Annotated in this window: 17 protein-coding genes and 1 tRNA gene; 14 read left to right on the top strand and 4 right to left on the bottom strand. The window is 35.2% G+C overall.

Features of this window, described 5'->3' with window-relative positions; translation table 11 throughout:
• The first annotated feature begins 2 nt into the window (after nucleotides 1-2).
• From EXIGUO8A_RS03640 to EXIGUO8A_RS03620, 5 genes are all read left to right on the top strand, one after another.
• Nucleotides 3-911 carry a polysaccharide lyase family 7 protein gene (locus EXIGUO8A_RS03640; RefSeq protein WP_159301962.1) on the top strand — a complete coding sequence of 303 codons (909 nt, stop codon included), beginning with the start codon at nucleotides 3-5 and terminating at the stop codon, nucleotides 909-911.
• A 10-nt stretch (nucleotides 912-921) separates the two neighbouring features.
• Nucleotides 922-1,899 (top strand): polysaccharide lyase family 7 protein, encoded by a 978-nt coding sequence (locus EXIGUO8A_RS03635; protein ID WP_159301961.1) that lies wholly within the window; start codon nucleotides 922-924, stop codon nucleotides 1,897-1,899.
• A gap of 182 nt (nucleotides 1,900-2,081) precedes the next feature.
• The gene (locus EXIGUO8A_RS03630; RefSeq protein ID WP_159301960.1) at nucleotides 2,082-2,783 is read left to right on the top strand and encodes a FadR/GntR family transcriptional regulator; all 702 of its coding nucleotides are present in this window, start codon (nucleotides 2,082-2,084) and stop codon (nucleotides 2,781-2,783) included.
• A gap of 92 nt (nucleotides 2,784-2,875) precedes the next feature.
• Nucleotides 2,876-4,138: an Nramp family divalent metal transporter gene (locus EXIGUO8A_RS03625; RefSeq protein WP_159301959.1), complete on the top strand. Its 1,263-nt coding sequence runs from the start codon at nucleotides 2,876-2,878 to the stop codon at nucleotides 4,136-4,138.
• A 96-nt stretch (nucleotides 4,139-4,234) separates the two neighbouring features.
• Nucleotides 4,235-4,309, top strand: a tRNA-Val gene (locus EXIGUO8A_RS03620).
• A gap of 3 nt (nucleotides 4,310-4,312) precedes the next feature.
• On the opposite strand, the gene EXIGUO8A_RS03615 is transcribed toward EXIGUO8A_RS03620, so the two are convergent.
• The gene (locus EXIGUO8A_RS03615; protein WP_159301958.1) at nucleotides 4,313-5,590 is read right to left on the bottom strand and encodes a UDP-N-acetylmuramoyl-tripeptide--D-alanyl-D-alanine ligase; all 1,278 of its coding nucleotides are present in this window, start codon (nucleotides 5,588-5,590) and stop codon (nucleotides 4,313-4,315) included.
• Between the two features lie 63 nt (nucleotides 5,591-5,653).
• Entirely contained in the window at nucleotides 5,654-7,321 is a 1,668-nt protein-coding gene (gldJ, locus tag EXIGUO8A_RS03610; protein ID WP_116772423.1) for a gliding motility lipoprotein GldJ, read from the bottom strand.
• Nucleotides 7,322-7,761: 440 nt separating this feature from the next.
• Between gldJ and porV the strand changes: the two genes are divergently transcribed.
• The 9 genes from porV to EXIGUO8A_RS03565 all read left to right on the top strand — a co-directional run bounded on the left by porV (nucleotide 7,762) and on the right by EXIGUO8A_RS03565 (nucleotide 17,298).
• Nucleotides 7,762-8,910 carry a type IX secretion system outer membrane channel protein PorV gene (gene porV, locus EXIGUO8A_RS03605; protein ID WP_159301957.1) on the top strand — a complete coding sequence of 383 codons (1,149 nt, stop codon included), beginning with the start codon at nucleotides 7,762-7,764 and terminating at the stop codon, nucleotides 8,908-8,910.
• A gap of 104 nt (nucleotides 8,911-9,014) precedes the next feature.
• Complete coding sequence (cdd, locus tag EXIGUO8A_RS03600) at nucleotides 9,015-9,503, top strand: cytidine deaminase (RefSeq protein ID WP_159301956.1); 489 nt, start codon at nucleotides 9,015-9,017, stop codon at nucleotides 9,501-9,503.
• Nucleotides 9,504-9,691: 188 nt separating this feature from the next.
• Complete coding sequence (gene pdhA, locus EXIGUO8A_RS03595; RefSeq protein WP_159301955.1) at nucleotides 9,692-10,690, top strand: pyruvate dehydrogenase (acetyl-transferring) E1 component subunit alpha; 999 nt, start codon at nucleotides 9,692-9,694, stop codon at nucleotides 10,688-10,690.
• A 4-nt stretch (nucleotides 10,691-10,694) separates the two neighbouring features.
• Nucleotides 10,695-12,326: a pyruvate dehydrogenase complex dihydrolipoamide acetyltransferase gene (locus tag EXIGUO8A_RS03590; protein WP_159301954.1), complete on the top strand. Its 1,632-nt coding sequence runs from the start codon at nucleotides 10,695-10,697 to the stop codon at nucleotides 12,324-12,326.
• Between the two features lie 85 nt (nucleotides 12,327-12,411).
• Nucleotides 12,412-13,461 carry a M28 family metallopeptidase gene (locus EXIGUO8A_RS03585; protein ID WP_159301953.1) on the top strand — a complete coding sequence of 350 codons (1,050 nt, stop codon included), beginning with the start codon at nucleotides 12,412-12,414 and terminating at the stop codon, nucleotides 13,459-13,461.
• Nucleotides 13,461-14,141 carry an SDR family NAD(P)-dependent oxidoreductase gene (locus EXIGUO8A_RS03580; RefSeq protein ID WP_159301952.1) on the top strand — a complete coding sequence of 227 codons (681 nt, stop codon included), beginning with the start codon at nucleotides 13,461-13,463 and terminating at the stop codon, nucleotides 14,139-14,141. The genes EXIGUO8A_RS03585 and EXIGUO8A_RS03580 overlap by 1 nt, the downstream gene beginning before the upstream one ends.
• Nucleotide 14,142: 1 nt before the next feature.
• On the top strand, nucleotides 14,143-14,745 hold the full coding sequence (locus EXIGUO8A_RS03575; protein ID WP_116772430.1) for a SprT-like domain-containing protein: 603 nt from the start codon (nucleotides 14,143-14,145) through the stop codon (nucleotides 14,743-14,745).
• Between the two features lies 1 nt (nucleotide 14,746).
• Nucleotides 14,747-15,826 carry a mannose-1-phosphate guanylyltransferase gene (locus tag EXIGUO8A_RS03570; RefSeq protein ID WP_159301951.1) on the top strand — a complete coding sequence of 360 codons (1,080 nt, stop codon included), beginning with the start codon at nucleotides 14,747-14,749 and terminating at the stop codon, nucleotides 15,824-15,826.
• 2 nt (nucleotides 15,827-15,828) lie between these two features.
• Nucleotides 15,829-17,298, top strand: a complete 1,470-nt coding sequence (locus tag EXIGUO8A_RS03565) for a DUF389 domain-containing protein (RefSeq protein WP_116772432.1) — start codon at nucleotides 15,829-15,831, stop codon at nucleotides 17,296-17,298.
• On the opposite strand, the gene EXIGUO8A_RS03560 is transcribed toward EXIGUO8A_RS03565, so the two are convergent.
• Both EXIGUO8A_RS03560 and EXIGUO8A_RS03555 read right to left on the bottom strand, forming a co-directional pair.
• Entirely contained in the window at nucleotides 17,295-18,062 is a 768-nt protein-coding gene (locus EXIGUO8A_RS03560; protein ID WP_116772433.1) for an ABC transporter ATP-binding protein, read from the bottom strand. The genes EXIGUO8A_RS03565 and EXIGUO8A_RS03560 overlap by 4 nt on opposite strands.
• Nucleotides 18,062-18,799, bottom strand: a complete 738-nt coding sequence (locus EXIGUO8A_RS03555; protein ID WP_159301950.1) for an MlaE family ABC transporter permease — start codon at nucleotides 18,797-18,799, stop codon at nucleotides 18,062-18,064. The genes EXIGUO8A_RS03560 and EXIGUO8A_RS03555 overlap by 1 nt, the downstream gene beginning before the upstream one ends.
• Nucleotides 18,800-18,807: the final 8 nt, after the last annotated feature.

Here is an 18,807-nt window from a genome sequence, read left to right as displayed (position 1 = left end):
TGATGAATAACAACCGAAAAGGAATATTAGTATGTTTATTATTACTGTTCTTATCTGTGAACGCTACTTCTCAAAACAAGAAAAGTAGCGTTTCAGAATCGGGTTTAAAGAGCAAGAAAAGCAAGAAAAGAAAAAAAACTAAACTCCCTGATATAGATTTATCTCACTGGAAAGTAACTATTCCTGAGGGTTCTGGCAAGGGAGGTGCTATTAGTGTTGAGCCGCCAGAAATTTTGGATTATGCTAAAAATGATATCCTAAAGCCTTACATGTATAATGATTCTACAAAAGGAGCTTTAACGTTTTATGCTTTCCCAACCAGAGCTACCACAGCTAATACTAAGTATTCTAGATCAGAGCTTAGGGAACAAATTGTACCTGGTGATGACGATGAAAACTGGACATTTAAACAAGGTGGTACCTTAAAGGCAAAACTTTCGGTAGATGAAGTATCACGAGATAAAAATGGTAAGTACCATAAGGTTATCATTTTACAGATACATGGAAGATTAACCAACGAACAAAAAGAACTAATAGGTCAAAAAGATAATAACGCCCCGCCGGTATTAAAAATTTATTGGCAGAATGGTAAAATACGGGTGAAGACCAAAAAACTAAAGTTTTCTAATGTTAATGGTATAGGCATATTGCATGAGGAAGCTTGGACAGATGACGAAGGATTTAATTTTGAGCAAGAAGTAGGATTTGGGAAGTTTCAGATCGAAATAAAAGTAACGGATGGTAAGATGGTTGTTTCGTTGAACAATACCGAATTTGCCGTGTACGATGATTTTAATATGAAACGTTGGGGAGTGTTTGAGAATTATTTTAAAGCAGGTAACTACTTTCAAAGTAGGGATGAAGGTTCATTTGCTAAAGTCAGTTTTTATGACCTTGAAGTGAAGCATTAATTAGAATTATATGATTTCAGGTAATATTTTAAAATATAAAAAGATAACAATAGCAAAATACTGTTTGGCTATAGCATTGATATTTAACTTTTTAAGTTGCAGTAATGATGCAGAAACAGTTGAAGAAGAGATTGTTCAAGAAGAGGAAGTAGTTGAAGAGGAAGTAGAGGAAACTCCTGAGCCTGAAGAAGAAGTGGTTGTGGAAGAAGAACAAGTGGAAGGTGTCGATTATTTTTTACCGAATATAGATTTAAGCAATTGGAAGGTGACATTACCAATTGGTAGCCCTACTGAGGTTAATCCACCAGAAATATTGGATTACGCCACCAATGAAATGTTGTTGCCTTATATGTATAATGATTCTACTGACGGTTCTTTGGTTTTTTATACATCACCAGGTTCATCTACTACCAATTCGTCATACTCAAGGACAGAGTTAAGGGAACAAATAAATCCGGGAAGTAATAGTACAAATTGGACATTTGCACAAGGCGGTAGTATGAAAGGGACTTTGGCTGTTCCAGAAATTTCAGTAGATGCAGGAGGAGATTTTCATAGAACTATGGTGATGCAAATTCATGGTAGACTAACCAATGAGCAGAGAGATTTGATTGGGGAAGATGATAATAATGCACCCCCAATGTTGAAAATTTATTGGCAAAAAGGTAAGGTCAGAGTTCTTACAAAGAAACTTAAAGATGTAAACGCCTCTGATGAGGAGATTTTACATACTGATGCTTGGGAAGATAATGAGGGATACACATTTTCGGAAGAGATAGGTAATAATCAATTTACTGTCGAGATTATTGTTTCCGAAGGTAGAATGGAAATCATATTAAATGACAATGAATCGGTAGTTTACAATGATATACATATTGAAAAATGGGGCGTGTTTGAGAATTATTTCAAAGCTGGTAATTATTTACAAACTGTTGACAATGATGCATTCGCTTATGTTAAATATTATGATTTGGAAGTAACGCATTGATTTTGAAAGATAAAATTACCCTAGAGTAATAAAGAAAGTTGTTTGAGTTAGATTTGTTGAAATGAATTTACTGGTCTGTTTTCAGGCCAGTAAATTTTAAAATTAGAATTTAACCGGTGGTGGTTCAGTTGATATTGATAGTATCGGAATAACTGACGATTTTCTCTTAAAGTAAGTTATAAATGAAATTAGAAATCCTCACAAAGACAGAAAATAATAAAATACAGAAAGAAATTATACTGCAGCTCCGAGATTTAATGAATAATAAAAATCTTGAGCCAGGTGATAAATTGCCGTCTGAGAGAACGCTGTCCGAGAAATTTGGAGTGAGTAGAAGTAGTGTTCGTGAGGCTATACAGAAGTTGGAGTTTTACGGAATTCTAATTTCTAAACCCCAGAGCGGTACTTTCGTTGCAGAAATTGGTCAAGTTGCCATGAATGGTATGGTTAACGACATTTTAAGATTAGATGAGCCAGATTTTAAGTCATTGGTAGAGACAAGAATCTTGTTAGAACTTAAAACTGTTCGTTTAGCGGCAAGAAGAAGAACCGATGATGACTTGGAGTTGATGAAAAATGCCTTGGATGCTTATAAGGTGAAAGTTGAAAATGGGGAGGATGCAGTTCAAGAAGATTTGTTGTTTCATTTAGCTATAGCAAAGGCAAGCGGAAATAGTACGATGAATACATTTATGTTGATCATAACCCCCGAAATTCTAACCAATTTCGAGGAGTATCATGTATGTGATAAAGATATGGCATTCAAAGGCATACAGGAGCATCAAGATATATTTAATGCGATTAAGGAGCAAAATCCTCAATTAGCAAAAGAGAAAATGAAAGTACATTTCAAAAATCTTTATCAATACTGCTATAATATATAGAATTAAAATATTGTAGCTGAAAATCACTTTATTATATAAATAATCACATTTTAACTTAATACTTAAGTTTAAGTGGATTGCAAATAAACCATATGCCTAAATCATCTGTTTGGAAAAAAATATTAGCATTAGTTTTGGCATTTGGTCCTGGTATTTTTGCCATTGGATATACCATTGGTACAGGAAGTGTTACCTCAATGATTGTTGCGGGTAGTACGTATGGCATGCAATTATTATGGGTGCTACTTTTAAGTTGCCTATTCTCTGGTATGTTAATGTATGCCTATGGAAATTTTGCTTTGGTAACGGGTGAAACCGCATTGTTCGCATTCAAAAAGCATTTAAAATGGGGAAAATTGATTGCAATCTTAATTATTCTTGGTATTTCATTTGGTCAATGGAATTCGTTAATGGGTATTTTAGGTATTTCCGCTAATATAATTTATGAAATCTTCCTTATTTATTTTCCCTCGCTAGATGAAGTAAAATATGAATCTGTTTTAATCATTGCAATAGCAGTAATAGTAATATTTTACTGCTTACTACTAGTGGGTAAATATGCTTTTTTTGAAAAAATATTGGTCATTTTCGTTACCATAATGGGGCTTTCGTTTATTATTTCTCTTTTTATGGTTTATCCTTTACCGGTAGAGGTGGTAAAGGGACTGATCCCTACGATACCAAAAGTTGAAGGCGGTCAAATGATGGTTGCAGCTTTCGTTGGTACAACTATGGCTGCGGCTACATTTCTCTCTAGACCATTATTCGTAAAGGGTAAAGGATGGACAATCAAAAATAGAAGTCAACAAAAAAAGGATGCAATAATAGCGGCTTCATTGGTGTTTTTTATTAGCGCTTCAGTTATGGCTGTTGCTTGTGGAGCCTTATTTCATCAAGGTCAACCTGTAACCAAAGTTTTGGATATGGTGAATACTCTTGAGCCAGTTGCCGGTAAATTTGCATTAACATTATTTTTCTTTGGAACTTTAAGTGCAGGTCTCTCTTCAATATTTCCATGTTTATTGATTGCGCCAATACTACTTGCAGATTATCAGTCTGGCGAATTAGATACCAATTCAAAACAGTTTAGAATTATAACGGCAATTGCTTGTATTTTTGCTTTAATTGTGCCTGTGTACGGGGCAAACCCGATAGAAATGCAAATACTTTCCCAAGTGTTCAATGTTTTTGTCTTGCCATTGGTAATATTAGGAATTATTTTATTGATCAATAATAGAAAAATTATGGCGGAGTATAAAGCAGGTATTTTGCTCAACATCGGACTTTTTGCAGCCTTATTCTTTTCTTGTGTTATTTCTTATAATGGTATAGTGGCTTTGTTAGGTTACTTTTAAGCTAAAGAGGGAGGAACAATCAAATAAATTAATTTTAAACGCTTCAAATTAATTTGGTATAACCTTATCTTTGGGCTCCTGTTACTTAAATGTTCTGGGATATTAGCTCAGTTGGTTTAGAGCGCTGCCTTGACAGGGCAGAGGTCACCGGTTCGAATCCAGTATATCCCACTATTAAATGATTTCCAAAACTCTTTCAAGCGCCATGCCGCGAGAGCCTTTAATAAGTATTGTTGAGTTAGTTTTAATTGGATTGGTTTTTAGAAAAGCCTTCAATTCATTAAAGGATTTCATTTGTTGTGAATTTGCTGAAGTTTTATGAAAATTCTCGCCTACCAGGATTACTGTTTCAAAATTTAATTTTTCCGTTAGATCGACAATAGCCTGATGTTCTTCCTTCGCCGAATTTCCTAATTCAAACATATCACCTAAAATCAAAATTTTATTGGTTTTTTCTAGTGAATTGAAGTTTTCAATGGCAACTTTCATACTTGAAGGGTTGGCATTATAGGCGTCTAAAATAATATAATGGCTTTTGTTATTTATAAGTTGTGATCTGTTGTTGTCTGGCGTGTAGTTTTCAAGAGCAAGTTTTATACTTGGTACTTCAATATTAAAATATTTACCAATGATTACGGCGGCACAACAATTAGTGAAATTATAGGCGCCGATGAGGTTGGTGTTGATTTCTACTTTTTCGACCATAAGATTTACGAACGGTTGCGCATTCATTAATTCTATATGGTAGTATTTAGGGTTTATAGTGCTAAAACCGTACTTTTTGGTGTAGCTGCTTAGTTTTTCTAACTGAATAGGGTCATCCGCATTTAAGAAAATTGATTTGTTGTTATTGGTCAGGTAGTTATATAGTTCGCTTTTGCCTTTAATAACTCCCTCAACTCCTCCAAACCCCTCTAAATGTGCCTTTCCGAAATTTGTAATGTAACCAAAATCTGGCTCAGCAATCTTACATAAAAATTCAATTTCCTTTAAATGATTTGCACCCATTTCGACAATGGCGATTTCAGTATCAGGTTTAATGGTCAGTAAGGTCAATGGCACTCCAATGTGGTTGTTTAAGTTGCCTTTGGTTGCTATGGTTTTATATGAGGTGCTTAGTACAACGTTTATTAATTCTTTTGTAGTGGTTTTTCCATTGCTTCCGGTAAGGCTTATAACCCGAGCTTTAGATTGTTTTCTGTGAAAATTTGCTAATTGTTGCAATGCCGTTAAAACATCATCTACTAGTATAGTTCTCTCATCAATAAAGTATTTTTCTTCATCTATAATAACTAAGCTAGCTCCGCTGTCAAGGGCTTTTTTAGCATAGGTGTTACCATTAAAATTCTCTCCTTTTAATGCAAAGAATATGTCGTTTTCTTTAATCTTTCTTGTGTCTGTACTTATAGAAGGGTTTGCTAAGAAAGCAGAATGTAAATCTTGAATTTTCATAAAATCGAAGATAAAAAAAAGCCCTTTAAGAAAAGGGCTTTTTTTAGTTCGTATAGATAAAAATTATTTGGCTTTTTTACCTCTAACTGTTTTGTTTTTTGTTTTCGACTTAGAGCCAACTCTAGACATTGCACATCTAAACCCTATATAATCCGTAGCCATGTACTGCGGTAAATATCTTCTTTGTGCAGGATCTAACCAGTATGCTCTGTCTCTCCACGAGCCACCTTTGTAAACTCTAACTTCATCGTTGATCAAAGTGGTTCTGTTGTTAGATGAATCGTAACCTTTTATTAGATTTCCTAAAGAATCTCTTTCAACTGAGTGTTTTGGAGAGTTGTACATTTTGTCTTTAGTATCTTCTTCTTCATCGCTAAATCTATCGTAGAACCTTGAAGAGCCTGCATCACCATCTCTATAACCTCGGTTATCACTTGAAGAGAAATTAGTTCTTAAATAAGTTTCTTCTTCATCTACAGGAACCATTTTTATTTCTCCTGGCAAGTTTACGGCTACTACTTTTCCATTAGGTAAAGTATCATAGACAATTGAATCTCTTAAAATGTTGACTTTGCCATCTTCGCCTATGGCGCTCTTCATGTAAATATTTCCTCTATAATAGTTGAAATCACTTACTTCATCATCAACTATTGGACGATAAACATCAGCTACCCATTCGGCAACGTTACCTGCCATGTCGTAAAGACCTAAATCATTTGGCTTGTATGACATAACTTCGGCAGTAATATCGGCACCATCATCAGACCATCCAGCAATTCCGCCGTAATCACCTTTTCCTTGCTTAAAGTTGGCTAATTGATCTCCGCGACCTACACGTTGTCCGTTACGGGTATAATCACCTTCCCAAGGATATTTTTTTCTACCTCTGTAGTTGTTGTATTCTCTCTGTCCAACTTGAGCTTGAGCAGCATACTCCCATTCTGTTTCGGTAGGTAATCTATATTCTGGCATAATGATACCACTGCTTCTTTTTGCAAAAGTAGAAACACTATCTTTTTTCTTTTTACCCTGTAATGAATCTATTTGACCATTGTATACCGATTCAGGTCTGTTTAAGTAAGCCTCTGTACTAAAGGTACCTTGTACTTCGCCGGTAGCAGCTTGGTATTTTGCATCTTCAGACAAATAACCCTCTCTTTCTAACATAACTTCGTTTACACGATCTGTTCTCCATTCGGCAAATTGTGTAGCTTGAATCCAGTTTACTCCAACTACTGGGTATTCTGCATATGCAGGATGTCTAAGGTAGTTGTTTGTCATGGTTTCATTAAAACCTAATCTGTTTCTCCAAACCAAAGTATCTGGCAATGCACCTACGTAAATGTTGGTGTATTTAGGATTTTCAGGTGGGTATACACTTTTTAAATAGTCAAGGTATTCCAAGTACATTACATTGGTTACCTCTGTCTCGTCCATATAAAAAGACTGAACATGTTGAGAAGTAGGTGTATTGTTCCAGTCATGCATAACGTCATCTTGAACCTTACCTTTGGTAAACGTTCCTCCTTCAACAAATACTAATCCAGGAGCAGTTTCTTGCTCTTTAAAATCGGTATTATATTGAAAACCACCTTCCTTGGCATTTATTTTCCAACCTGTAGCTCTAGAGGTATTTTTAGAAGAAGATGAAGATTTTGAACAGCTGCTTACTGTAAAGCCTCCTACTATAACCGTGCATGAGAGTACAACTTTTACTAAATGTTTTTTCATAATTAGGACTTGAGTTCAATTGTCATATTAACCAGTAGTTTGGTTCCTAATTAATATGATACTGTAATTTCTTTTAATTTGTTTGTCACTTTCGCTCAATAGAACGGTGTTTTCATGAGATTATTTTATAATTAAAAATAATTTTGAAAATCTCAAAAAGAACAGCCTGCAAAATTAAGCTCGCTTTAAAGGTTAAACGCTTAATTTGGTCAAATAGTATGGTTTTAAATAAAACTTTTGGAAAGTGATGATAAGTACTGTAATTCAAATTGAATCAAATGCTAAGCTCAATAAAATATAGCATGGAAAATAAAATCTTATAAAAAACTTAACGTTCATGCAAGATAACGGGAAAATGTGCGTTTACATGTAAAATATTAGAGTAGGAAATAGGGTTATTCCTATATTTCAACTTTATAAATTAAAAGAACAATTCTAAGATGAGAAAAATTTCATTAGTTTTCTTTGTATTGATTATCGGTAAGGTGTTTGCACAAGATGACCAACGTGTAATAACTACGGCGGTACCATTTCTAACAATAGCTGCAGATGCTAGGTCTGCTGGTATGGGCGATATGGGTGTAGCAACTTCTACAGATGCTTTTTCTCAACAATGGAACCCGGCAAAGTTTGCCTTTGCTGAGCAAAAAATTGGTATTGGGGTAAGTTATACTCCTTATTTGGAGAGTATTATTACAGATATTTCCTTGCTGAATGCAAGTTTTTACAATAAAATAAACGAACAAAGTGCCTTTGCGGTCAGTTTGCGATATTTTACATTAGGTGAAATAGAATTACGACAGTTTGCAAATGATCCGGGAACTATAGCAAAGCCTAATGAACTTGCATTAGATGGTTCATATTCATTGAAATTAAGTCCTACTTTCTCTATGGCTGTTGGTGGTAGATACATAAGATCTAATTTAAAATTACCACAAAATGGGTCAGAGGATTCTCAAGCGGCAGGCTCCTTTGCTGTGGACGTAGCTGGTTTTTACAGGTCTAGAGAGATTGCTTATAATAATTTTGATGGTAGGTGGAGAGCAGGTTTTAACCTTTCTAATATTGGAGGTAAAATTCAATATGATGAAGGCGGTCAAGAAAACTTTTTACCTAGTAAATTAAGTGTTGGTGGTGGTTTTGATTTCATCTTGGATCAAGATAATGTAATAGGTATTACAACGGAGTTTACGAAATTGCTAGTGCCAACCCCACAAGATTTTGATGGTGATGGTGATGTTGATGCTGCGGATAACGACATTTATCAAAATGAAAGTGGATTTAGTGGAATATTTAATTCCTTTTCCGATGCTCCAGATGGTTTTAGCGAAGAGTTAAAAGAGTTTACTTGGGCATTAGGGGCTGAGTATGTTTACCAAGATGCGTTTATGATAAGAACCGGCTATTTCAATGAGAGTGAAGAAAAAGGTTCTAGAAAATTCTTCACACTTGGTGCGGGATTCAAATTTAAGGCGGCTCAAGTAGATCTATCTTATTTGTTTTCAACGTCTCAGGTACGTAACCCTTTAGAAAATACACTTCGTTTTTCTCTTACCTTTAATTTAGGTGAAGAGTATTATAATGATTAAGATTTAAAGAATGACTAATAAAAAAACCTGCAAATTTGCAGGTTTTTTTATGCGGTACATTTTTAAGTTGAATTAATATATGTAGATTCATAAATAAAAAAGAAATGGTAAACAAAAAGAAGATAAGCTTCGATATTACTATATATGACTCCTTTGACGATTTAAAAGAAGAAGATCAAAAGTTAATGAACGCCGCTGTAGAAGCTAGGCATAGGGCGTATGCGCCTTACTCAAGTTTTAATGTGGGAGCTTCTGTTTTGTTAGATAATGGGAAAGTCGTAGAAGGTAATAATCAAGAAAATGCTTCTTATCCTTCTGGGTTATGTGCTGAAAGGGTAGCGATTTTTTATGCCGGTGCTAATTATCCTGGGGCAAAAATAAAAGCCATAGCCATAACTGCTGCTTCTTTAAATCATGAGGTTAACGAACCCGCAGCGCCTTGTGGAAATTGTAGACAAGCGATATCGGAATATGAATTTAAGCAAGGGGCATCTATAAAAATTTTAATGATGGGTGAAACGGGTAGTATCATTGAATGTAATTCTTTGGCAGATTTACTACCATTAGGGTTCAATAGCTCGTTTCTTAATTGAAAAAACCTTAAAAAAGTATTGAAATTATACACGTTATATGCTTTATTTGTTAAGCATGTAATTTCTTAATGGAATTGCTTCTTTAATTTTTATCGATTCATTTATATGTGTATTTTTGCTTTTCTTGGATACATGTGTAGTGCTACAAATGTAATCTTTAAAGAAATTTAAACCTTTAGTTAAAATTGATGGAAAAAATCACCAAGGAAACGTATTTGAAATGGTATGAAGACATGCTGTTTTGGAGGAAATTTGAGGATAAATTGGCTGCTGTATACATACAGCAGAAGGTAAGAGGATTTTTGCATTTGTATAATGGGCAAGAGGCAGTTTTAGCTGGTGCTCTTCATGCAATGGATCTAACCAAAGACCGTATGATAACTGCATATAGAAACCATGTTCAGCCAATTGGTATGGGTGTAGACCCTAAAAAAGTTATGGCAGAACTTTATGGTAAAGTAACCGGTACTTCTAAAGGTATGGGTGGATCTATGCATATTTTCTCAAAGGAACATCGTTTTCACGGAGGTCATGGTATTGTTGGAGGTCAAATTCCATTAGGTGCAGGTATGGCTTTTGGTGATAAGTATGCCGGAAGAGATAATGTTACCTTATGTTATATGGGTGATGGTGCTGTTAGACAAGGTTCTTTGCATGAAACGTTTAACCTTGCTATGTTATGGCAATTACCGGTAGTTTTTATTTGCGAAAATAATGGGTACGCAATGGGTACTTCGGTTGCTAGAACTTCATTCTCTACCGAAATTTGGAAATTAGGTTTGGGTTATGAAATGCCTTGTGGGCCTGTTGATGGTATGAACCCAGTTACGGTTGCGCAAGAAATGAGTAAGGCTATTGAAAGAGCACGTAGTGGTGGCGGACCTACTTTTCTTGAAATGAAAACGTATAGGTATAGAGGTCACTCTATGTCAGATGCGCAACATTATAGAACTAAAGATGAGGTTGAAGAGTATAAAAAGATAGATCCGATTACTCAGGTATTGGATATTATTAAGGAAAATAAATACGCTACTGACGCAGAAATCAAAGAAATTGACAAAAAAGTAAAATCTTTGGTTAAGGAATGTGAGCAGTTTGCAGAAGAATCAGATTATCCACCAGTAAACCAATTATATGATATGGTTTACGAACAAGAGGATTTTCCATTTGTTCAACATAAAATATAATTAAATGGCAATAGTAGTAAATATGCCCCGTTTGAGCGATACCATGGAAGAGGGTACCGTTGCTAAGTGGTTAAAAAGCGTTGGAGATAAAATAGAAGAAGGAGATATATTAGCTGAAATTGAAACTGATAAGGCAACTATGGAGTTTGAATCCTTCAATGAAGGTACTCTATTACATATTGGTATTCAAGAAGGAGATACAGCTCCGGTAGATAGTCTTTTGGCAATTATTGGGGATGAAGGTGAAGATATTTCTTCTATATTAGGTGGAGATATTGCGTCAGAATCAGTTGAGGAACCAGCTAAAGAGGAAGTTTCATCTGAAGAAGAAGAAACTTCTGGAGAAACTGAAATACCTGAAGGTGTTGAAATAGTGAAAATGCCTCGTTTAAGTGACACCATGGAAGAAGGTACCGTGGCTAGTTGGTTGAAGAAGGTAGGTGATGACGTTGAGGAAGGAGATATTCTTGCTGAAATTGAAACGGATAAGGCTACAATGGAATTTGAGTCTTTCTATACCGGTAAATTGTTATATATAGGTATACAAGAAGGTGAGTCTTCTCCTGTAGATGCGGTTTTAGCTGTTATAGGTCCTGAAGGAACAGATGTTGATGCTGTTTTGAGTAACAAGTCAGGTGGAAGTAAAAAAAGTTCTAGTGCCGAGGCTAAGAAAGAAGAGTCTAAATCTTCTGAATCGACCGATAAAAAAGAAGCTGTTAAATCTGTTGCCGATGGTGAGCGTATTTTTGCTTCTCCTTTGGCTAAGAAAATTGCGGCGGATAAAGGTATAGATTTGGCCAAAGTTTCCGGTTCTGGAGATAATGGAAGAATCATCAAAAAGGATATAGAGAATTATACGCCTAGTGCAGCTGCAGCACCTGCTGCTTCGGCAAATGTACAAGCCGAGAATGCGGTAGCTTCTCAACCTGTATCTATGGCATTGCCATCTGGTGAAGAAGGTACTGAAGAGGTTAAGAATTCTAATATGCGTAAGGCGATAGCCAAAGCATTGGGCAATTCTAAATTCAACGCTCCACATTTCTATCTTACCATTGAGGTGGATATGGATAATGCAAAAGCATCAAGAGCACAGATCAATAGTTTGCCAGATACCAAGGTTTCATTCAATGATATGGTATTGAAGGCTTGTGCAATGGCACTTAAAAAGCATCCGCAGGTTAATACCTCATGGAATGGAGATACAACAAAGTATCATAAGCATATTCATATGGGTGTAGCTGTTGCTGTAGATGAAGGTTTGGTAGTACCAGTTGTAAAGCATGCAGATTTGTTAGGTTTAACTCAAATAGGTGGAGCTGTAAAAGAATTGGCTGGTAAAGCTAGAAACAAAAAGATTGCTCCATCAGAAATGGAAGGAAGTACATTTACCGTTTCTAATTTAGGGATGTTCGGGATTCTTGAATTTACTAGTATTATCAATCAACCAAATTCGGCAATTCTTTCAGTTGGTGCTATTGTTGAAAAACCAGTTGTTAAGAATGGAGAAATAGTAGTAGGTAACACTATGAAGTTGACCCTTGCCTGTGATCACAGAACGGTTGATGGTGCAGTAGGAGCACAATTCCTTCAGACATTAAGATATTATGTAGAAAATCCGGTAACTATGCTCGCGTAGTTAAACGATTTTAAAATTGTATATCAAAAGCATCCTTTCATCGGGATGCTTTTTTTTATCTTTAGATTTTAATCGAAAAATTGTTATGAAACAAATACTAATTGTATTTCTAGGTATTTTGATGCTCGCTTGCGGAGGCTCAAAAGTGGATCAATCAACAGTATTAAATCCTACCAACCCAAAAGGATTAAAAGGAGCTGTAGTGTCAGAATCTGAAGTAATAAAGGATAACGGTGGTGTAAGTGCTGTAACATCTACGGTGGTAGCGAATTCCACCCCCGAAGATATTGAACAATTGATGGTGTTTTTAACTTCAGATGATTTGCAAGGTAGAGATACCGGTAGTGAAGGTATTTCTAAAGCTGCCGACTTTATTCAAAATGTGTTCGAAAACAACAATATTAAACCATACTTTTCGACATACAAGGATACTTTAGAAAACTATAGTGGAGGTGCAGCTTATAATATAGTAGGCTTTTTGCCTGGATCAGATTCAGATTTAAAAAATGAGTTTGTTATTATAGGTGCACATTATGATCATATAGGAATGATTAGTGGAGATAATAGTGATACTATTGCCAATGGCGCAAATGATAATGCTTCAGGTACTACAGCAGTTTTGGAATTTGCAAAATATTTCGGAAAGTTAAGAAACAATAAGCGTAGTATTATTTTTGCATTATTTTCTGCCGAAGAAAAGGGCTTGCTAGGGTCAAAACATTTAGCGAGTAAATTAAAATCGAAGAATATTGATTTATATACCATGCTAAATTTTGAAATGATCGGTGTGCCCATGGTGGGTAAAGACCATAATCTATATTTAACAGGGCATGAACTGTCTAATCTTGCTGAAATCAGCAATGAATATGCGCAAAAGAATTTAGTGGGGTTCTTGCCAAAAGCCAAAGAATTTAATCTATTTAGACGTTCTGATAATGCTCCTTTTCATGATGAGTTCAATGTACCTTCTCAGACATATAGTTCGTTTGACTTTACTAATTTTGGAGAATATCATAAAGTAGGCGATGAAGTATCATTGATCAATTTTAATTTTATGTCAGAAATTATAAATGAGGTTAAGCCTGTGTTGAAAGGTATAATTAATGCTCCTTCAAAAGAAATTAAATATAACTAATGAAATTTATTGTTGTTACAGGTACAAGTAGGGGTATTGGCTTTGAATTAAGCAAATTATTGGCAGACGCTGGTTATAACGTGTTGGCACTTTCAAGAAATGAAGAGCCTATAAAAAGTATTGCACATAAAAACATTACAGCATTTCCATTTGATGTTTCCTCTTCAGAAGATAGAGAAAAGGTTTCCAAGTATTTAAAGGATAAAAATGGAAAAGTTATAGCCCTCATAAACAATGCGGGTATATTAATAAACAAGCCATTTTTGGAAATTACGGAAGATGAGTTTAAATCGGTTTATGATGTAAATGTATTTGGAGTAGCTTCAATGACGAAGTTGATTGTACCGTTTATGGATGAATACGGTCATGTACTTACTATCAGTTCTATGGGAGGTATCCAAGGAAGCGCTAAATTCCCAGGGCTTTCGGCATACAGTTCTAGTAAAGGGGCCGTGTTGACTTTAACCGAGTTGTTAGCTGAAGAATTTAAGGAGTCTGGTCCCTCATTTAATGCACTCGCCTTAGGAGCGGTTCAAACAGAAATGTTGGAAGAGGCTTTTCCGGGATACAAAGCACCGGTCAGTGCAAAAGAAATGGCGGAATATATAATGGATTTTGCTCTAAAAGGGCAAAAAATGTATAATGGTAAAATTTTGCAGGTAAGCAGTAGTACTCCTTAAAATGCAGCAAACGTTAGCTAAATATCTTCCAGAATTGGCGGTTAGTCCATGTTTTGAACTAATTAAGGATAGTCAGGTGCATTTAAAAATTGTAAACGAGCGTGTAACAAGGCATGGAGACTATAGAAGAAGAAAAGATGGTAAACATCAGATTACGGTTAATGCTTCATTAAATAAATATCGGTTCTTAATTACTTTAATACACGAGATTGCCCACTTAATTGCTTTTGAGAAGTATGGTAGAAATATAAAGCCACATGGTGTTGAATGGAAAAAAACATTTCAATATTTGATGCTTCCATTTATCCGTCCAGAGATTTTTCCTTCTCAATTATTGCCGTTGTTGGCAAATCACTTTAAGAACCCTAAAGCTAGTAGTAGTACAGACGCACGCTTATCAATAGCTTTAAAACAGTTCGACGAACAACAATCAGATAAATCTTACGTTTACGAATTACCAATAGGATGTGTTTTTCGCATTTATAATGGTAAACTTTTTAAGAAAGGTAATAAGCGAACCAAGCGTTACGAGTGTATTGAGGTATCTTCGGGAAGAGTATTTCTTTTTCAACCTAATGCAGAAGTAGAATTAATAAAAAGCTGACATGAATAAAAATTATTACGCCGTTTTAATGGCTGGAGGAGTAGGATCTAGATTTTGGCCAATTAGTACAAGTGAAAACCCAAAACAATTTCATGATATGTTGGGTACAGGTGATACGCTTATACAGAAAACCTTTCAAAGGTTGAATAAATTTGTACCTACGGAAAATATTTTGATTCTTACCAATGAGCGTTATAATGATTTAGTTTTAGAGCAGTTGCCAATGGTAAAACAAGAACAAGTTGTTCTTGAGCCTGCAATGAGAAATACGGCACCATGTATTTTATATGCGGCATTGAAAATTCTGAAAATGAATGAAGATGCGGTAATGATCGTTGCTCCAAGTGACCACTGGATCGAAGATGAAGAGGCTTTTGCCAAAGATGTAACGGCATGTTTTAAAAAATGTGAAAACGAAGATGTATTATGTACCTTGGGTATAAAACCATCTTTTCCAAACACAGGTTTTGGTTATATAGAATACAACAAGAAAGATACGGCTCCTATAAAAAAAGTAAATCAGTTTAGGGAGAAGCCAGATTATGAAACGGCAAAAGATTTTTTGGCACAAGGCAATTTTCTATGGAATGCCGGTATATTCATGTGGAGTGCCAAAACTATAGTGAACGCATTTCAAAATTTTCAACCTAAGCAATATGCATTGTTTAGAGACGGCTTAGTGTGCTATAATACTGATGACGAGAAGAAGTTTATATCTGAGAACTATCCTAAGGCAGAGAATATTTCTATTGATTATGCAATTTTAGAAAACTCTGAAGCAATTTATGTAAAAGAAGCTACATTTGATTGGAATGATTTAGGTACTTGGGGTTCTTTATATGATAAGTTGGATAAAGACGAAAACAATAATGCGGTTGTCAACTCGAAAGTACTGGTAGAAGATGCTAGCGGAAATATGATCAGGTCAAAAGCCGGAAAGGTTGTCGTTGTTGACGGACTAAATGATTATATTATAGTTGATAAAGATGAAGTTCTATTAATTTATCCTAAGACAAAAGAACAAGATATCAAACAGGTTTTAAATAAGGTAAAAGATACCTTCGGTGATGAATTCGCTTAAATATGGAGAACAATCTTAATCAAGATAATATTACCCCAACCAGTAACGAAGGTGGTGGAGGTGATGAAGTGAAAAAAGACTTTCAAGGTCTTTTAGGTAGTGTAAAAAAGTTCCTTTCTGAGTTGTTGGATATTAGAACCAACACCGATCAGCAGGCAACAAAGGAAGCTATTATTGCCGATATACCATTTAAGGGGCACACATCTTGGATTTTGATCTGTTCTATATTTATTGCATCTATAGGTTTAAATGCCAACTCTACTGCCGTTGTCATCGGTGCCATGTTAATATCACCACTTATGGGTCCTATTTTAGGAATAGGAATGTCCGTTGCAATTAATGATATCGATACCTTAAAAAGATCATTAAAGAACTTTGCCGTAATGGTGGTTCTGAGTGTTATAACAGCTTATTTATTTTATCGTTTTTTCCCTTTAAGGGATGAGTCTTCAGAACTTTTAGCGAGAACTGAACCAGATATTAGAGATGTGTTGATCGCTTTCTTTGGTGGTTTGGCACTGGTGATCGCACGTGCAAAAAAAGGTACTATTGCGAGTGTAATTTTTGGTGTGGCTATTGCCACGGCCTTAATGCCGCCATTATGTACGGTTGGTTTTGGTTTGGCTATTGGTAATTGGGGTTATGCATCTGGTGCAATGTACCTCTTTATTATCAATACAATTTTTATAGCATTGGCAACCTTTTTGGTCATAAAACTTTTACGTTTTCCCATGGTGCGCTATGTTAACTCGCAGCGAAGAAAATTAATAGCTAGGTTAGCCTCCTTATTGGCAATATTGGTGATGATACCTGCAGGTTTTACGTTTTATAATGTATTTAAAAAGTCATTGTTCAATAGGGATGCAGAAGCCTTCATCACTGAAAAAATTGAGCCTTATCAGTTTGCTGGCGAAGGTAAATTCTTAAAAGATTTTAGTGAGGTAGTCTATAATGATGAGGGTAACTCAAAAATCGAGTTATTTTTTATGGGGAATGATGGGATACCTGATAATGTAATCGCTACTTGGCGAAATCAGATGTCTGAATATAAACAACTTTCAGATGTTGAGCTTGCTGTAGTGCAAGGTTCTAGAAGTGAAGAAGCGAATGAACTTAAGTATGTAAACGAGTTGTACGAGTCTCAGAAAAGTATTTTAACCAGTAAGGATGAGAAAATACAGCTTTTAGAAAATGAACTGATGCGTTTAAATCAGATATCTTCTAATCAAATTCCTTTCAAGGAAATTAGTCTTGAGGCTAAGACAAATTACGAGAATTTAGAGCGATTGGGTTATGCTTATTTAATTTCGACAGATTTCACGAAAACGGATAGTATTCCTTTGTTCGAAGTTACTTGGAAAAAAGAAGCTAAAAGAGCAGAAACGGTTAAGGATATGTCTAAACTTCAAGAATGGTTAAGACTTAGGTTGAATAATAAGAATATTCAGATAAAGGAAATGCCCAAAGATTAGTTTTGTTCTTGAATGTACATTTGACGTACCTTTTTAAAGAGGTCAGATGAGTATACAAAATTGGTAACAGATTCATTATCAGTCTTAAAAATTTCATTTTTAGTGCCTTCCCATTCTAGAAGTCCGTCTTTTAAGAAAATAATCTTCTCGCCAATTTGCATAACCGAATTCATATCATGCGTATTGATTACGGTTGTGATATTATATTCTTCGGTAATTTCTTTAATTAAGTTATCTATAAGAATAGCAGTTTTGGGATCAAGACCAGAATTAGGTTCGTCACAAAAAAGATATTTCGGATTCATTACAATTGCACGGGCTATAGCTACACGCTTTTGCATACCACCAGATATTTCTGAGGGGAATTTGTGATGTGCATCTACCAGGTTTACTCTTTTTAAAACCGTATTTACCCTTTCTTGCATTTCAGACTTCGACTGATTCGTAAACATCTCTAAAGGAAACATTACATTACCTTCAACCGTCATACTATCAAATAGAGCACTGCCTTGAAAAACCATACCCATTTCTTGACGTAAATCGCGCTTTTCGTCATCGGTATGATCTGCATATAATTTTCCATCGTAAGCTATACCACCTTCTTCGGGCTCGAAAAGACCTAAGAGACATTTTAAAAATACCGTTTTACCAGAACCACTCTGACCAATGATCAAATTGGTTTTTCCTTTCTCAAAAGTGGTAGAAATACCTTTAAGGATATGAGCATCGCCAAAAGATTTGTGTATGTTTTGTACGTCTATCATTATCCTAATAAAAGTTGGGTTAATATGTAGTTTAAAATGATGATTACAACACTCGTCCATACGAACGATGTAGTACTTGCTTTACCTACTTCCAATGCTCCACCCTTCATATAAAAACCATGAAATGAAGGTACGGTGGCAATAACAAAAGCAAAAATTAAGGTTTTGACAAATGCATATGCTATGTGAAATGGAACAAAGTCCGATTGTAATCCCGTATTAAAATCTTCGCTAGTTAAGAATCCACCAAAAACACCTGCCATCCATCCACCGAAAATTCCAACGTACATTGAAATTGCAATGGCAAAAGGGTAAAATAACATTGCAATTATTTTTGGAAAAACTAAGTAGTTCAAAGAATTAACACCCATAACTTCTAAAGCATCTATCTGCTCTGTTACCCGCATTGTACCAATACTTGAGGTAATATATGATCCCACCTTACCGGCCATAATTATGGAAACAAAAGTTGGGGCAAATTCTAAAATAACCGATTGCCTTGTAGCGAAACCAATTAAATTTCGTGGTATTAATGGGTTGGTAAGATTAAGTGCTGTTTGTATGGCTACAACGGCACCAATAAAAAAGGAAATAAATATGATGATACCTAAAGAGCTAAAAATTAGTTCATCTATTTCCTTGAATATAAGAGACCTCATTATTCTCCATTTCGTAGGCTTTTTAAAAACCTCACGGATCATAATGGCATAGCTTCCTACAGATGCTAAATAGTTCATTTATTAAA

Origin of the sequence: Maribacter litoralis (assembly GCF_902506355.1) — a bacterium.
GTDB lineage: Bacteria > Bacteroidota > Bacteroidia > Flavobacteriales > Flavobacteriaceae > Maribacter > Maribacter litoralis.
Note: the sequence above shows the minus strand (reverse complement) of the source record. Positions and strands in the feature narration are given on the sequence as shown.

Bases quoted from the DNA above. Each gene is read 5' to 3' on its own strand.
- EXIGUO8A_RS03615 (WP_159301958.1), bottom strand. From the start codon at position 5,590: ATGAAAATTCAAGATTTACATTCTGCTTTCTTAGCAAACCCTTCTATA.
- porV (WP_159301957.1), top strand. From the start codon at position 7,762: ATGAGAAAAATTTCATTAGTTTTCTTTGTATTGATTATCGGTAAGGTG.
- EXIGUO8A_RS03625 (WP_159301959.1), top strand. From the start codon at position 2,876: ATGCCTAAATCATCTGTTTGGAAAAAAATATTAGCATTAGTTTTGGCA.
- EXIGUO8A_RS03635 (WP_159301961.1), top strand. From the start codon at position 922: ATGATTTCAGGTAATATTTTAAAATATAAAAAGATAACAATAGCAAAA.
- EXIGUO8A_RS03630 (WP_159301960.1), top strand. From the start codon at position 2,082: ATGAAATTAGAAATCCTCACAAAGACAGAAAATAATAAAATACAGAAA.
- gldJ (WP_116772423.1), bottom strand. From the start codon at position 7,321: ATGAAAAAACATTTAGTAAAAGTTGTACTCTCATGCACGGTTATAGTA.
- EXIGUO8A_RS03570 (WP_159301951.1), top strand. From the start codon at position 14,747: ATGAATAAAAATTATTACGCCGTTTTAATGGCTGGAGGAGTAGGATCT.
- pdhA (WP_159301955.1), top strand. From the start codon at position 9,692: ATGGAAAAAATCACCAAGGAAACGTATTTGAAATGGTATGAAGACATG.
- EXIGUO8A_RS03560 (WP_116772433.1), bottom strand. From the start codon at position 18,062: ATGATAGACGTACAAAACATACACAAATCTTTTGGCGATGCTCATATC.
- EXIGUO8A_RS03575 (WP_116772430.1), top strand. From the start codon at position 14,143: ATGCAGCAAACGTTAGCTAAATATCTTCCAGAATTGGCGGTTAGTCCA.
- EXIGUO8A_RS03590 (WP_159301954.1), top strand. From the start codon at position 10,695: ATGGCAATAGTAGTAAATATGCCCCGTTTGAGCGATACCATGGAAGAG.
- EXIGUO8A_RS03585 (WP_159301953.1), top strand. From the start codon at position 12,412: ATGAAACAAATACTAATTGTATTTCTAGGTATTTTGATGCTCGCTTGC.
- EXIGUO8A_RS03555 (WP_159301950.1), bottom strand. From the start codon at position 18,799: ATGAACTATTTAGCATCTGTAGGAAGCTATGCCATTATGATCCGTGAG.
- EXIGUO8A_RS03580 (WP_159301952.1), top strand. From the start codon at position 13,461: ATGAAATTTATTGTTGTTACAGGTACAAGTAGGGGTATTGGCTTTGAA.
- EXIGUO8A_RS03640 (WP_159301962.1), top strand. From the start codon at position 3: ATGAATAACAACCGAAAAGGAATATTAGTATGTTTATTATTACTGTTC.
- EXIGUO8A_RS03565 (WP_116772432.1), top strand. From the start codon at position 15,829: ATGGAGAACAATCTTAATCAAGATAATATTACCCCAACCAGTAACGAA.
- cdd (WP_159301956.1), top strand. From the start codon at position 9,015: ATGGTAAACAAAAAGAAGATAAGCTTCGATATTACTATATATGACTCC.